At 41.0% G+C, this 15,252-nt stretch carries 13 protein-coding genes; 4 read left to right on the forward strand and 9 right to left on the reverse strand.

Annotated elements, in window-relative coordinates:
• Positions 1-8: 8 nt before the first annotated feature.
• Entirely contained in the window at positions 9-2,174 is a 2,166-nt protein-coding gene (locus QUE03_RS18925) for a sensor domain-containing diguanylate cyclase (protein WP_286263560.1), read from the forward strand.
• Positions 2,175-2,196: 22 nt separating this feature from the next.
• Here QUE03_RS18925 and fre read toward each other — a convergent pair whose 3' ends face one another.
• The 3 genes from fre to QUE03_RS18940 form a co-directional block, all read right to left on the reverse strand.
• On the reverse strand, positions 2,197-2,892 hold the full coding sequence (fre, locus tag QUE03_RS18930) for an NAD(P)H-flavin reductase (RefSeq protein ID WP_286263562.1): 696 nt from the start codon (positions 2,890-2,892) through the stop codon (positions 2,197-2,199).
• Between the two features lie 79 nt (positions 2,893-2,971).
• Positions 2,972-4,441 (reverse strand): 4-hydroxy-3-polyprenylbenzoate decarboxylase, encoded by a 1,470-nt coding sequence (gene ubiD, locus QUE03_RS18935; protein ID WP_286263564.1) that lies wholly within the window; start codon positions 4,439-4,441, stop codon positions 2,972-2,974.
• A gap of 78 nt (positions 4,442-4,519) precedes the next feature.
• On the reverse strand, positions 4,520-5,302 hold the full coding sequence (locus QUE03_RS18940; RefSeq protein WP_286263566.1) for a substrate-binding periplasmic protein: 783 nt from the start codon (positions 5,300-5,302) through the stop codon (positions 4,520-4,522).
• Positions 5,303-5,529: 227 nt separating this feature from the next.
• Here QUE03_RS18940 and QUE03_RS18945 point away from each other — a divergent pair, with 227 nt between their 5' ends.
• Positions 5,530-5,904, forward strand: a complete 375-nt coding sequence (locus QUE03_RS18945; RefSeq protein ID WP_286263567.1) for a hypothetical protein — start codon at positions 5,530-5,532, stop codon at positions 5,902-5,904.
• 68 nt (positions 5,905-5,972) lie between these two features.
• Here QUE03_RS18945 and rho read toward each other — a convergent pair whose 3' ends face one another.
• Complete coding sequence (gene rho, locus QUE03_RS18950; protein ID WP_286263569.1) at positions 5,973-7,232, reverse strand: transcription termination factor Rho; 1,260 nt, start codon at positions 7,230-7,232, stop codon at positions 5,973-5,975.
• A 230-nt stretch (positions 7,233-7,462) separates the two neighbouring features.
• Positions 7,463-7,789: a thioredoxin TrxA gene (trxA, locus tag QUE03_RS18955; RefSeq protein ID WP_286263570.1), complete on the reverse strand. Its 327-nt coding sequence runs from the start codon at positions 7,787-7,789 to the stop codon at positions 7,463-7,465.
• A gap of 140 nt (positions 7,790-7,929) precedes the next feature.
• Here trxA and rhlB point away from each other — a divergent pair, with 140 nt between their 5' ends.
• Together rhlB and QUE03_RS18965 are read left to right on the forward strand one after the other, a co-directional pair.
• On the forward strand, positions 7,930-9,189 hold the full coding sequence (gene rhlB / locus QUE03_RS18960; RefSeq protein ID WP_286263572.1) for an ATP-dependent RNA helicase RhlB: 1,260 nt from the start codon (positions 7,930-7,932) through the stop codon (positions 9,187-9,189).
• Between the two features lie 7 nt (positions 9,190-9,196).
• Entirely contained in the window at positions 9,197-10,702 is a 1,506-nt protein-coding gene (locus QUE03_RS18965) for a Ppx/GppA phosphatase family protein (RefSeq protein WP_286263573.1), read from the forward strand.
• Here the strand turns inward: QUE03_RS18965 and QUE03_RS18970 are convergent, their stop codons facing one another.
• Genes QUE03_RS18970 through QUE03_RS18985 form a run of 4 tightly spaced genes read right to left on the reverse strand, consistent with a single transcriptional unit; the run spans position 10,703 to position 15,250 of the window.
• Positions 10,703-11,569: a DMT family transporter gene (locus QUE03_RS18970; RefSeq protein WP_286263577.1), complete on the reverse strand. Its 867-nt coding sequence runs from the start codon at positions 11,567-11,569 to the stop codon at positions 10,703-10,705. It lies immediately after the preceding gene.
• 17 nt (positions 11,570-11,586) lie between these two features.
• Positions 11,587-12,600, reverse strand: coding sequence for a porphobilinogen synthase (gene hemB / locus QUE03_RS18975; protein WP_286263578.1), 1,014 nt, complete (start codon positions 12,598-12,600; stop codon positions 11,587-11,589).
• On the reverse strand, positions 12,597-14,474 hold the full coding sequence (locus QUE03_RS18980) for a diguanylate cyclase (protein ID WP_286263581.1): 1,878 nt from the start codon (positions 14,472-14,474) through the stop codon (positions 12,597-12,599). The genes hemB and QUE03_RS18980 overlap by 4 nt, the downstream gene beginning before the upstream one ends.
• Positions 14,471-15,250, reverse strand: coding sequence for a TatD family hydrolase (locus QUE03_RS18985; RefSeq protein WP_286263583.1), 780 nt, complete (start codon positions 15,248-15,250; stop codon positions 14,471-14,473). Before QUE03_RS18985 ends, QUE03_RS18980 begins: the two co-directional genes overlap by 4 nt.
• Between the last annotated feature and the right edge of the window lie 2 nt (positions 15,251-15,252).

Genomic DNA, 15,252 nt, shown 5'->3' on the forward strand with positions numbered 1-15,252 from the left:
AAGGTTCTATGGAAAAACACATTGGCATGTCCGCGGTGCAAGAAAGAGTTTTATATCCACTTCTTTTTGCTGTAACACTTGGCATTATCGGCGCATTACTCAATACACTGTCATTTCCGTTCCTGCCACAAGTTCAGCTTATTTTTGGCAATGCTGCTTTCGTCATTGTTGCCATGCGCTTAAAACCCTCTTATGCATTAATTTCTGCGCTTATAGCAGCTACACCGTTATACTTTATTTGGGGACACCCTTTCGGTTTTATCACCTTTGGCCTCGAAGCATTGGTTATTTCCTACGCACGCAGTAAAGGTGTATATATATTTTTTGCCGATATTTTCTATTGGCTCATCATTGGTATGCCACTTTCAGCATTGTTTATATGGCTGAACAATCCACAAGGTGATGTGTACTGGGTGTTTATCACCTTAAAACAAGGATTTAATGCCATCCTTTATACCACTATTGCGACCTTACTCGCTTTCTTTATAGATCGGTACACAAAGTTTGGTTGGGAGCAGCAACCTAATATTGTTAGAAGTTTACGTAAACAACTCATTCACTCCATTGTTTTGATTACCACATTTGCCGTGGTGGCTTCGACTTTATTTATCAGCCAAGGCGTTATTCAATACTCACAACGCAACATGGTGTCAATATTAGAAAATAGCGCTGTTAGATACGCCAATGTAGCCAATTTGTACATCGACAACCAAATTAAAGTTATTCAAAACACAAGTCGAATATTAAGTGACCAACCATTGGCGCAGCAACAGCACGTGCTAAACAATGTCCAACAAGAGTTCTCGGGCTTTATCACTATGTTAGTGGCTGACAGCTCAGGCAAAGTAACAGCTGCAAGTCCAGATAAATTACAAACACTTATCCAGACAACGGATACTTGGGTTACCGATCGCCCTTACTTTATCGAAGCAATGAAAAGCCAAGCACTATATATGTCAGACGTTTTTCAAGGGAGAGGATTTGGCGACGACATCATCGTCGCCATAAGCGCACCTATTTATCAAGATGGTAATATCTCTGGCATCATAGAAGGGTCTATTGATTTAGGGCAAATCAATGAGTTAACTACACTTATTTTTGAAAATAAGCATGTAAATTTGGTGGTGACCGATCACAAAGATAAGGTGATTTTTTCCTCCGAAGGGCTATCATTAGTGCCATTGGAACCATTTACCTTTGAGAAAGTTGACGATGCCTCTACTCATCCACGCCTGCGTATAAACAATAGCACTGGAGAAGAATACGCCTTCATAGTAAAACAATTAGATACCGGCTGGCATGTTTATAGCCTAATTAATTATGACGTGACCATAGCTGAGATTGAACGAGAGTATATGGTCATCTTCGTCAGTTTGATGATTACACTGATTTTTGCCTCGATTATCGCTAACTTATTTGGTCGGAGATTGACTCGTTCATTGAACTTTATCATCAAGCAAATTAGAAAATACGATGATGATCAGATTGAACAGTTTCAACCTCTATATTTGGACGCTTCAATTGAGGTGAAAGAACTATATAACGAGTTTAAAGCCAACAAGGCAGAAATGGCGAAGTACCAATTGCACTTAGAAGAGCAAGTCAAAATTAGAACCGGTGAGCTCAACAGCGCCAATGAAAAATTGAAAAGTTTGGCTTTGGTCGATAGCCTCACACAAGTGAATAATCGTCGCTTCTTAGATACTAACTTCACTTATATCCAAAAATCGGCACAGCGCAATACCGCGCTTATGGCTGTAGTAATGTTGGACTTAGATCATTTTAAAGTCCTAAATGATACTTACGGCCATTTGGCAGGTGATGAGTGCTTAATAAAAATTGCAGGATTGCTCAGAGATGAATTTTCACGGGAAACCGATTGCGTAGTTAGGTTTGGTGGCGAAGAGTTTCTTATTGTTGTCCCTTATGTCACTGTCGCTGCAATAAAGCAAAAGCTTGACGCATTAAGGCAACACATAGAACATCAGCAGTTCACAGATTCAGAAGGGCAATCATTCTCTGTTACGGCGAGTTTCGGAGCGCTCATTGCGGATGCTGATTTTAGTACCGATGTTATTAAATGGGTGAAAATTGCCGATCGATGCCTCTACCAAGCAAAAGATAACGGAAGAAACACGATCGTAATTGAAGACAAAATATCTAGGGCAAATTAAAGTGCCCTAGTGCAACAATTGTTTAAATAAACGCGAATGCATCAGCATACATGTGCGCAGCATCGCCACCTTTATTGACAAAATCACCACGGACGGCACCGACCATATCAAAGCGACCCGCGAGGTAGATATCATAAGGTTCAAAACTGACGATATCTTTCATTGCCACCTGATGCACCATACCAACTTTACCCGTCCAGTTTTCATCTGGCGTTTCAACCACAGGAATAAAACTCGCGTGAGGTATTTGATCAATGATGGTTTGAGTTTTTTCTAACTCATAGCATGCGCTTGTATCACGAAGCCCCCAATAAACCATTACAGGACGACTTGTTTTTTGTTCAGACAAGTACTCAAACATTGATTTGATGTACGAAAAGCCGGTTCCTCCAGCTAACAATAAAATCGGACGGACACTGTCTTTGCGCAAATATGCATTTCCTAAAGGCAATTCAACCGTTACAGTAGTTGACGATTTAATACGATCAATCACTTGCATCGCCCAGCTGTCTTCACCAAAGGCACCGATTTGTAACTCGATGAACTCAGCATTAGGTGAACTGGCGATCGAAAATGGACGTTTATCTTCATTACTCATAACAAAATTTAAATATTGGCCAGGAATAAAATCGAATTCTTGGCTGGGTTTTAGCAACACCTTATATACGTATTTTGTTAGCGATGTTATTTGATGAATTTGACATTCAATAGTGTTCATTAATTTCTATACCTTGCTTTAGTGAAGAAATTGTCTCTTCTTCACTTAAATTTACTGCGATATTCGCCTTTAAAAGACATTACTCAAAGATAGCTAATTCGTCCCAGAGCTGATCGATTTCTTGTTTGACTGCTTCGTCCATTTCAATAGGCTCTCCCCATTCACGGTCAGTCTCACCTTGCCACTTATTGGTTGCGTCCATGCCCATCTTCGAGCCTAAACCTGATACAGGTGAAGCAAAGTCTAAATAGTCGATTGGTGTATTTTCCACCAAAAGTGTATCTCGAGCAGGATCCATTCGTGTGGTCATTGCCCAAATAACATCTTGCCAGTCTCTTGCATTGATATCATCATCACATACGATCACAAATTTAGTATACATAAACTGGCGTAAAAACGACCATACGCCCATCATTACGCGTTTCGCATGACCAGGATATTGTTTTTTCATGGTCACTACAGCCAGGCGATATGAGCAGCCCTCAGGTGGCAAGTAAAAGTCTACAATTTCGGGAAATTGCTTCTGTAAAATAGGGACAAACACTTCATTAAGTGCAACACCAAGTATTGCTGGTTCATCAGGCGGTCTGCCAGTATAGGTGCTGTGATAAATTGGCCTTTCACGCATGGTGACATGGGTTACAGTAAAGACAGGAAAGCTATCAACTTCGTTATAATAACCCGTATGATCGCCATAAGGACCTTCTGGCGCGATTTCATCAGGTTCAATATACCCTTCAAGAACAATTTCCGCTGATGCTGGGACTTCTAGGTCATTGCTGATACTTCTTACAACTTCCGTTTTGCTGCCCCTCAATAAGCCTGCAAAGGCATACTCTGACAAAGTATCAGGTACGGGAGTCACCGCACCTAAGATAGTCGCAGGATCAGCGCCTAAAGCAACAGAAACAGGGTAGCGTTCACCTGGATTTGCTTTCTTGAATTCTTGAAAATCTATGGCACCGCCTCGATGTGAAAGCCAGCGCATAATGAGTTTATTCTTGCTCAGCAGTTGTTGGCGATAGATGCCTAAATTCTGTCGTTCTTTATGCGGACCACGGGTAATGGTTAAGCCCCAAGTAATTAGTGGCGCAACATCACCTGGCCAACAAGTTTGAATTGGCAATTTGGTTAAATCAACATCATCTCCAGAAATAACCACCTGCTGACACTTTGCCTTTTTAAGCACTTTAGTCGGCATGTTCAATACATTTTTATAGACAGGCAATTTATCTAACGCATCTCTAAAGCCTTTAGGAGGTTCAGGCTCCTTGAGTGTGGCAAGTAGTTTACCTACGTCTCGCAATGCATTGACATCTTCTTGGCCCATTGCCAACGCTACGCGCTCAGGCGTACCAAAAAGATTGGTTAATACGGGAATATCATGGCCCACGGGATTTTCAAATAGTAATGCAGGGCCACCTGCACGTAACGTACGATCACTTATTTCGGTCATCGCTAAATTAGTAGAGATAGGTTGTTTTATTCTTTTTAATTGACCCAATTTCTCTAATTGCGAAATAAAGTCTCTTAAATCACTGTATTTCATAGACACACTTGCTAGTTATTTGCGCGCTATTATAGCGTGATCAAAGAAAAATCACCTACCTAAATATCAGATATGGTTTTAATGTGAAGTGTTCACCGCCAATCGAGTATGTCCTCTAGCCTTCACGCGTTGATATGCTTTAGTAATTCTGTCGACCATCGCTTGGGGTGTATTTTTGCTCAACGCAAAATATAGACTTAAAGGCGGCATATCCAAAGGCATCACAGGAATAAACCGATCACAGTCTAAACGCACATTTTCGCAAGAGGCCTTGAAAATAGATCGACTCGCCGGGAATAAATCGATTCTATTAGTGAGTAACTTTTCATAATTTTGATCAGGATTTGACACCGGCGAAACATACTTAAACCCCTGCTGATAAAGATGTTCAAGTGAAGCGGTATTCCTTATAGCACCGAGACGAAAGCTCTTGATCGTATCAAGATTTATCGCATTACTGGCCGCGAATTCTCTGGTCGTAAAAAAGTAATACTCAAGGCGAATCACTTCACCAACCCAGTGAAAGCTATGCTCACGCTCTTGCGTACGTGCCATTGAAAAAATTAAGGTGTTAGGCTTAAATTTTGCCACTTCGTAGGCGCGTGCCCATGGCATCGCTGTCATACGATAGGATAAGTCAGCTTCCTCTAAAACACGCTTAACCAATTCAGCTGCTGGCCCTTTGATATTGGCGTCAACAGAATACTGCAACGGAAAAGCTTCTTCGGTGACTGCTTCAATATTGACGTCCTTGGCATTTATGAATTGCGAAAATCCTATCGCAACCACAAACAACATGCCTTGAAACCACATACTACTATGATGACCTTCGAGTACAAATATGAGCCACCAATTGTACACCAATCATCCAGTTAAGTCGCTCAAAGTTAGATAAAACGATCAAAAAACATCTACATAAATCTCGTATATTGACTATATTGACTGATAAAGTTTAATAATAAGAGTGAGTTAATATGCTTTTAAGATACATAATTCTTTGTTCGTTTTTTTATGTTTCCGCGGCTCTAGCAGGCCCATGTGAAGCCCCACCTTATAGACAATTTGATTTTTGGGTGGGCAATTGGCAAGTGAGTAATACTCAAAACACCAACAAAAGTACCAGTAAGATTTCAACCATAAACGGTGGCTGTACCATACTTGAAGAATACGCCACACCGACAGGTTTTATAGGTAAAAGCTTAAACATATACGATGTAACCAGCGACCAATGGCATCAAACATGGACTGACAATACAGGTAGCTTGCTACGACTTGATGGCCAATTTGATGGAACATCGATGGTGCTTACGGGTAACACTATAGACAAAACAGGAAAAACAAATTTAAACCGCATCACATGGACACCCAATCAAGATGGTACGGTCAGACAGCTTTGGGAAATTAGTGAAGACAAGGGAAAAAATTGGCAAGTTATCTTCGATGGCTTATATCATAAAGTGTAACAACTAAGCCGTATCATCAGACATAAAAAAACCAGCAGTACTGCTGGTTTTCTTGAATCTACTTCTATTTATTTTCGTTTCATTGAGTCGAAAAATTCATTGTTAGTTTTACTCATCGCTAACTTATCAATCAAGAATTCCATCGCATCAATTTCGCCCATTTCATGAACGATTTTGCGTAAAATCCACATTTTTTGCAGCTCATCCGCTTTCGTTAATAACTCTTCACGACGCGTACCACTGCGGTTAAAGTGAATAGCAGGAAATACACGTTTTTCGGCAATTTTACGTGACAGGTGTAATTCCATATTACCTGTTCCTTTAAACTCTTCATAGATGACTTCATCCATCTTAGAGCCAGTATCTACTAATGCCGTAGCAATAATAGTTAAACTACCGCCTTCTTCGATTTTACGAGCGGCTCCAAAGAAACGCTTAGGACGATGTAATGCATTAGCATCAACACCACCTGTTAAGATCTTACCTGAAGAAGGAATTACTGTGTTGTATGCACGTGCTAATCGTGTGATTGAATCAAGTAAGATTACTACGTCTTTTTTATGTTCAGTTAAACGTTTTGCCTTCTCAATCACCATTTCCGCTACTTGTACATGTCGGCTTGCTGGTTCATCGAACGTCGATGCAATAACCTCACCTTTAACAAGACGTTGCATTTCGGTAACTTCTTCTGGACGCTCATCAATCAACAAAACCATCAATTCTGCATCAGGATGGTTATGAGCAATACTTTGCGCAATATTTTGAAGTAATAACGTTTTACCTGCCTTTGGCGGCGCAACAATCAAGCCACGCTGCCCCATACCAATTGGTGATGCTAAATCTAACACTCGCGCCGTAATGTCTTCCGTTGAACCATTACCACGCTCCATGGTTAATCGATTGTTCGGATGGATAGGCGTTAAGTTTTCAAAAAGAATCTTATTGCGGGAATTTTCAGGTCGATCAAAGTTAACTTCATTAACTTTCAATAAAGCGAAATAACGTTCACCGTCTTTAGGTGGTCTAATTTTACCTTGAATCGTATCACCTGTACGCATACTGAAACGTCTAATTTGACTTGGTGATACATAAATATCATCAGGACCAGCGAGATAAGAGGAATCCCCTGATCTTAAGAACCCAAAACCATCTTGTAAAATTTCTAAAACACCGCTACCAAAAATGTCTTCGCCACTTTTGGCATGTGCTTTCAATATCGCGAAGATAATATCTTGCTTACGATTACGTGCTAAATTATCAAGCTTCATCGATTCAGCAAGTTTAACGAGTTCGCTAATAGATTTTTGTTTAAGTTCGGTAAGATTCATAGTGGATTTCTTAGTTTATAAATATTGTTGTAAGTGCCCTGACGGCATTATGTGAAAGATAGAATAGGATCTGGAGTTGTTTGGACTACAAGGCTAAAGTTAGCATTAATTTTAGAATAGGTAAAGTAATCACCGAAAGGATTCACAGAACTGATAGAAATTAATGCGACAAATCAATTTTTCAGTGTGCTAATAGTAGAAAAGCCTGAGCTTAGCTCAGGCCTTATCAATTATAAATTAGCGTCGATAAACTCTTTCAGTTGAGTTTTCGATAATGCACCAACTTTTGTATCAGCAACAGCGCCATCTTTGAAAAGTAGTAACGTTGGAATACCGCGGATACCGTACTTCGGTGGTGTGCCGGCATTTTGGTCAATGTTTAGTTTACCAATAGTTAATTGACCATCGTATTCACTAGCAATATCATCTAGAAGTGGCGCAATCATTTTGCAAGGGCCACACCATTCAGCCCAAAAATCAACTAATACCAATCCTGATGCATTTAATACATCTGCTTCAAAACCATCATCAGTAAGCTGAATAATTTTATCGCTCATTGTTTTCTCCGTTAAAAAAGGCTGTTCGCCTATCAATATTTTAGGATTATACCTATAACACTAAAGTTTGCTAATTAGTTTTTTGTTCCATGTTATGCAATTCAGTTTTTAAACAGGGGATAACCTGTTAAGCTTGTCACATGAAAAAAACACATTTATCTGACACAAAATTCGCCGATCTCGATCTTGCTCCGCAAGTAGTGACCGGACTGGAAGCTATGGGCTTTCAACATTGCACTACGATACAAGCTAAATCATTACCTGTTTTACTTAAAGGCAAAGATATTGCCGGCCAAGCACAAACAGGTGAAGGTAAAACTATCGCATTTCTTGCAGCTACTTTTCACCAACTTTTACAAAAATCACCCAAACCTGAGCATAATCAACCGCGTGCCTTGATCATGGCACCGACTCGAGAGCTTGCTATTCAAATACATCGAGACGCCATTGAAATGGCGAAAAGCACTGGATTGCGTCTTGGAATCGTATATGGGGGCGAAGGTTATGAAAGTCAACGCCAAGAGCTTGAACAAGGCGTAGATATACTTATTGGCACCTGTGGCAGGCTAATCGATTATCTAAAACAAGGGATTTATCGCCTCGACAATATTGAAGTTGTGGTATTAGATGAAGCAGATCGTATGTTCGATTTAGGCTTTATCAAAGATATCCGTTATATGTTCCGCAAGATGCCAGCGCCAACCGCTCGATTAAATATGCTGTTTTCAGCCACTTTGTCCTTTAGGGTAAAAGAGCTGGCATTCGAGCATATGAATGAACCAGAAAGTGTCGAAGTTGAACCAGATCAAAAAACCAATATACGAATCTCTGAAGAACTATTTTATCCTTCAAATGAAGATAAAATGAAACTACTTCAAACCTTGATTGAGGAAGAATGGCCAGACAAAGCCATTATTTTTGCTAACACTAAGCACAGTTGTGAAAACATTCATGCGCATTTAGCTGCTGACAAAATCCGAGTTGGACTGCTAACTGGCGACGTTATGCAAAAGAAGCGTCTAAAAATTCTAGAGCAATTCACTAAAGGGCAGCTTGATATATTAGTTGCTACTGATGTAGCTGCCCGTGGCCTTCACATTCCAGCGGTTACTCACGTATTTAACTACGACTTACCAGACGATTTTGAAGATTACGTACACCGCATTGGACGTACTGGTCGCGCCGGCGCAACGGGTCATGCGATCAGTTTCGCTTGTGAAGAGTATGTCTTTAATTTACCTGCAATCGAAACCTATATTGATCACACGTTGCCGGTAAGCAAATACGATCACGACGCACTATTGCAAGATTTGCCTAAGCCGAAGCCTCGTCAACGACGCCACCGACCACACAATGGCGGCCAAAATCGTTCACGTAACCACAATCGCCCACGGAAATAAGTAATAAATGTCGGTTGATAATCAATATTCAGCAAGTCCGTTATATGCCGTAATTGATTTAGGCTCAAACAGCTTTCACATGTTGATCACACGCTTAATTGCTGATGGCGTGCAAACTGTCGACAAAGTAAAACGCAAAGTCCGCATTGCATCAGGTTTAGATGAAAATAATGTTTTATCTGAACAAGCGATGCAGCGTGGCCTAGAGTGTTTGAGTTTTTTCGCCGAGCGACTACAAGACATATCTCCAACTAATATTCGTGTTGTCGCCACAGCCACCATTCGTATTGCAGCAAATGGCGACGAGTTCCTTAGACGTGCACAACAAATCCTCGGCCATAAGGTGACTCTGCTATCTGGGGAACAAGAAGCCCAACGTATTTATTTAGGTGTTGCACACACCAGTGAAAGCGCTGCACGCCGACTTGTATTAGATATTGGTGGTGCCAGCACAGAAGTAGCAGTTGGCGGTGAATTCGAGCTTGATCGAGCCATCAGCTTGAACATGGGTTGTGTTACCTTTAACCAGCAATTTTTTTCTGATCATAAACTGACTGAAGAAAACTTTGATAACGCCATCGCCCAAGCAAAATCACAACTTCAACCAATCACGGCCGAATTCTTAACACTAGGCTGGGTCGACACAGTTGGAGGCTCTGGCACGATGCAAGCACTGTCAGAAGTGCTTATGTATCGAAATCAACCAGCAATTCTCACCTTAGCTTTTCTAGAACAGTTGAAAGAAGACCTTATTGCCTGCTTAACCATTGAGTCAATTGACATTGACGGTCTTTCTAGTGAGCGAACACCTGTTATTGCAAGTGGTTTGGCCATTTTGATCGCTTTGTTTGAATCTTTTGACATCGGTCAGTTACAACTTTCCAGCGGTGCATTACGCGAAGGATTACTCTACGAAATGTTGCCTGATATGCGTAAAGTTAACATCCGACAGCGCACTATCGTATCCTTAAGTCAACGGTTTCATATTGATATTGAACACGCCAATCGCGTCAAGAAACAAGCGCTTTACTTGTTCCAGCAACATGCAGAGCAATGGTCTTTCGAGCCTAGAAAGTTTGAGAAGATTATTACCGCAACTTGCGCTTTACATGAAATTGGCTTACTGCTTTCTTTTAAGAATCATGCACATCACGGCGCATATATACTCAAACATGCTGATATGCCCGGATTTGATCAGGCAGAGCGACAGTTGATCGTAACGCTCATCAATTTCTACAAAGGGGACGTTGAAATTGATGCTTTAGAGCATTTGTCATTAGTGAGTTATCGTCAAGCCACTCAGTTATTACTGATCATACGATTGGCCGTTATTTTATGCCGCCGTCGCCGTGATGACGTATTGGCTACTTACCAAACTAAAATAACGAAGAAATCAATAGCTTTGTGTTTAGATCGACGATGGCTTAAATTACACCCATTGATTGCTGACGAGTTGATCAGTGAAAATCAGCAATTATCAAAGCTCGGATACAGCTTAACAATTGAGTGCTAGTTAGATCGTCTTTTCTCGAGTAACCGACGCATAAATGCTGACGATTAAAACCAACATAGCGCCAATAATGCCTTGAACACTCAAGGTTTCATTTAGTAAAAACCACGCTGCTAAGATCCCATAAATGGGTTCTAGGCTTATCGCGACACTGGCATAAAAAGCCGTTATTGATCGCAATGAATAATTCAATAATGAGTGAGAAAACGCGGTAAAGACGATCCCCAATATTATCAGCATTGACAGCTCAGATGTTTGAAGTGAAATTGGTTGGCTTAGCGCGAAAGGTAATAACACGACAAACGCAAAAAGATTTTGATAACAGGCAAGCGTGTAGGGTTTGTATTGTCTTGTCAGTTGTCGATTCCAAACTACAAGTATTGCAAAACTAAAGGCGGAGAGCAGACCATAAACTAAAGCCTGAAGCGATGTATTTATGGCTACATCGGTAGGGAATATCAAACCGATGCCAACGAAGATAATAACCCCTTGGATCACGCTCGAAGGTTGAAATCCAGCTTTATTGACTAACGGCTCAATGAAGCTTGTAAAAACAGGAAAGGTGGCGAAAGCTAACAAGCCAAACCCCACAGTAGAAAGTTGAATGGCGTTAAAAAAACTAAACCAATGCAGTGCGAGTAATAAGCCAGAAACAAAAAAAGCCCTCAAATGGACTTTCTTTAGCTTCAATGCAGCACGGTTGATACCAAATAATAATACCAGTAAAAAAGTACCCGCGAAAAATGTTCGGCCTAGCACAATGACAAGTGCCGGTACTGTTAACCATTTAGCAAACAACCCCGACAATGCAAACAGCAAAACGGCGCTATGGATAGCGAAAAAAGCATGACGTGGTTGCTGAGCACTCATTTCGTTAAAATCAGCCGTTATTTGGCATCATCTTTTAGCCATTGCGCAACTTGCTTAGCAAAGTAAGTCAGGATGCCATCCGCGCCCGCGCGTTTAAAGGCCAATAAGCCTTCCATGACACAGGGCTTTTCCGCCAACCAACCATTCTGAATAGCTGCCATGTGCATTGCATACTCACCACTGACTTGATAGGCATAGGTTGGTACTTGAAAATTATCTTTAACACGGCGTACGATGTCTAAATAAGGCATCCCTGGTTTGACCATGACCATGTCAGCACCTTCAGCAATATCTTGAGCAATTTCGTGTAGTGCTTCATTGCTATTAGCCGGATCCATTTGATAGGTGTATTTGTTACCACCTTTCAAATTCCCTGCCGAGCCCACTGCATCTCTAAATGGCCCATAGTAATTAGACGCGTATTTAGCAGAGTACGCCAAGATGCGGGTATTAATAAAACCAGAGTTCTCCAGTTGTTCACGAATCGCACCAACACGGCCATCCATCATGTCTGAAGGTGCGACTATGTCCGCACCTGCTTGGGCATGCGACAATGCTTGTTTAACCAAGATCTCTTTAGTCACTTCATTTAGCACGTAACCGTCATCATCAATAATCCCATCTTGGCCGTGAGTAGTAAACGGATCTAGCGCCACATCAGTGATCACACCCATCTCAGGGAAACTCTTTTTAATCGCTCTAACCGTGCGTTGTGCTAGACCGTCAGGGTTAAATGCTTCTTCCGCCATAAGTGATTTTTGCGAATCTGGGGTTACCGGAAAAAGTGCGATGGCAGGTACACCTAAGTCAACCAGCTCTGCTACTTCTTCAAGCAGTAAATCAATACTTTTACGTTCAACACCGGGCATCGAAGCGATTGATTCTCGTTGATTTTCACCGTCAAGAACAAACACCGGATAAATCAAATCATTTACGGTTAACTGGTTTTCTGACATTAATCGACGCGAAAAGTCATCTTTACGCATACGACGCATACGACGAGCGGGATATTGTCCAAAAGCGTTGGTCATTTTAACTCCTGAGTAGATGGTTCAGCACATATATCTTGATACTTCACTTGGTTCCTTCCCCCATTTTTAGCTTGATATAGTGCACCGTCTGCAGCTAAAAATAAATCTTCAACGAGGGCGTTTTTCTGTTGGGTATAAGTACTTACCCCACAACTGATGGTTAATGGTATGTGCTGTTGTTGATAACTAAATTGATCTGTGTCAATGGCGTTTCTGATACTTTCAGCAAGAGCTAATGCTCCTGTCATTTCAGTATCTGGAAGGATAAGGATAAACTCTTCTCCGCCATATCGAAATGCCATGTCCGTGCTGCGCTTAATACTCTGCTTAATGATTTGCGCTACCCAGTGTAAGCATTGATCACCCGCTAAATGTCCATATTGATCATTTACTTTTTTGAAGTAATCAACATCTATGAGAATGATACTGAGTTTAGTTAGGTTACGCTTACTTCGTCGATATTCCGCAGTAATTTTTTGGTCATAAAATCGTCGATTATATAAATCCGTTAAAACATCAATGGTATTTTTTTGCTCTAGTTCTTGATTCACTTCTTCAAGCTCATTCAAGGCAATATTAAGCTCTAAGGTGCGCTCTTGCACGCGATGTTCAAGTTCTTCTTGGCTTTCTTTTTGTAGCTTAATCAAATCTTGTTGAGCTTGTTGAGATGCTACCGCATGTTCTAAGGCTTCAAGTTGAACGCGCTGTTTATCTTTCATTTGATAAAAATATAGCCGACTAATCACATAGACAACCAAAAGCGCGTTGAGCCAAAATGAGGCGATTTGCAATGGCTCACGTTCGCTAAATATTTCCACTTGAAAAAATCCCCCCAATGCTAAGGCAACTGTAAACATCAATTGCAATAACATCACGGCTGAAAATACGTTAGCCAAGATTTTCTTTTGTCGAGCTAAGTAAACACCGACGCCCAATAAATAAAGCATAACCGCTGCCATTAGCCCTGCTGTCAACATCAAGTTAGCATCAACGGTTAATAATAAACCAATAGGAATATAAGCAAGAGTGATCCATCGAACGATGAGGGTCAATCGATGAAGTCGTGGAAAACTCACTCTTAAATGGAAAAGGGTCGATACAAACCACAAGAAACAATAAGAGCTTAACGCAGACAGTATTGGTAATTCAAACCCCCTAACGTCAGTATTTTGATCATAGAGGTAGAATAAATTTGCACCCAAGAAAACGGTCAGAAATATAGTTCTTAGCGTAAAATAACTGGCCAAAATACCAAGTAATTTCTCACCTGTCGCAACAAATAAAACCCAAAAGACAATGGATAGAAATAATATACCACCGATGGCAACGCCGTTATAAAATTCCTGCTCAGCAAGAAATTGCTCAAATCCGGGGCGCTCCATAATCTTGATACTGTTGGTTATCGCCGAATCGGTTTTTACCCTCATGTAAAGCGTATATTTACCGTGCGGTACAACTTGAATATTACCATAGTAAAAGTTAGCTTGAGACAACACTTCATTAGTTGAATTTAATTCAAAATTATTGAGCTGATTGTAAAAATCAACACTTTCCATTTGAAAGTGATTTTTTAAGGTGAGATAGAAATTTTTTGTGTGATTACTGTCGTTAGCTAGTTTAACTTTCAGCCAAGAAACACCCTCCGGCATAGTAAACTTTCCATTGTCGACTGGGAGCATATTCCAACGTGCTTTGGGGGCATGCCCAATATCATCTGCTGAATGAATACCTGCGACTTGCTCTGATAACAGCATTATGGGTTGCGCGCTATTAATTGAACTAAGCTGTTTTGAATCATAGCTCATCGCTATTCCAGCACGAGGTAAACAAACAAGAAGTATCGTCAGTAACACGAGCAGTAATACTTCTCTCATAAACTAAAGACCTTTTTCGCGTTTTCGCGGCTATGCTCAATAATCACGGTATCTGACACATTTTTTAGTGCAGCAATTTTTTGAACAACAAACGGTAAATAGCTTGGTTCATTGCGACTGCTTTTAGGTTTGGGTCTTATGTTTCTTGGCGTGAGGTAGGGGGCATCAGTTTCCACCAGCAATCTCTCTAATGGTAACTCTTTGACGGCGGTTTGCAATTCAGCACCGCGTCGTTCATCACATACCCAGCCCGTAATGCCAAGGTACATACCCATCTCTAGACAAGCGTGCATTTGTTTTACATCACCAGTAAAACAATGGGAGATCAGAGCTGGCACTTTACCGACCACAGACGACAATATTTCTTGCCAGGGCTCGAACGCGTCACGTTGATGTAGAAATAGCGGCATATTGAGTCTTTCCGCCAGAGCGACTTGTTCTCTAAAGACCTTAATTTGTTGCTTGGGTGTTGAAAAGTTTCGATTGAAATCTAGTCCACACTCACCAATAGCCTTCACAGATTCATTTTTTGCCAATTCGGCAAGGGTGAATAAATAATCCTCACTAACACCATCAGCATCGTGAGGATGCACACCAGCAGTACATGAAAGAAACTTCGGTGACAGCGCACAGAGCTCAAGCGCAGCAATGCTCTCTTCAACATTAGTACCAGTCACTATGAGTTGCTCTAAACCTGCTAGTTGAGCTCTTGCAATGACCTCAGGGTAATCGTGTTCAAAACGACTGTTGGTTAGGTTGACACCTATATCAATCACTT

The organism is Thalassotalea atypica, assembly GCF_030295975.1.
In the GTDB taxonomy this organism is placed as follows: domain Bacteria; phylum Pseudomonadota; class Gammaproteobacteria; order Enterobacterales; family Alteromonadaceae; genus Thalassotalea_F; species Thalassotalea_F atypica.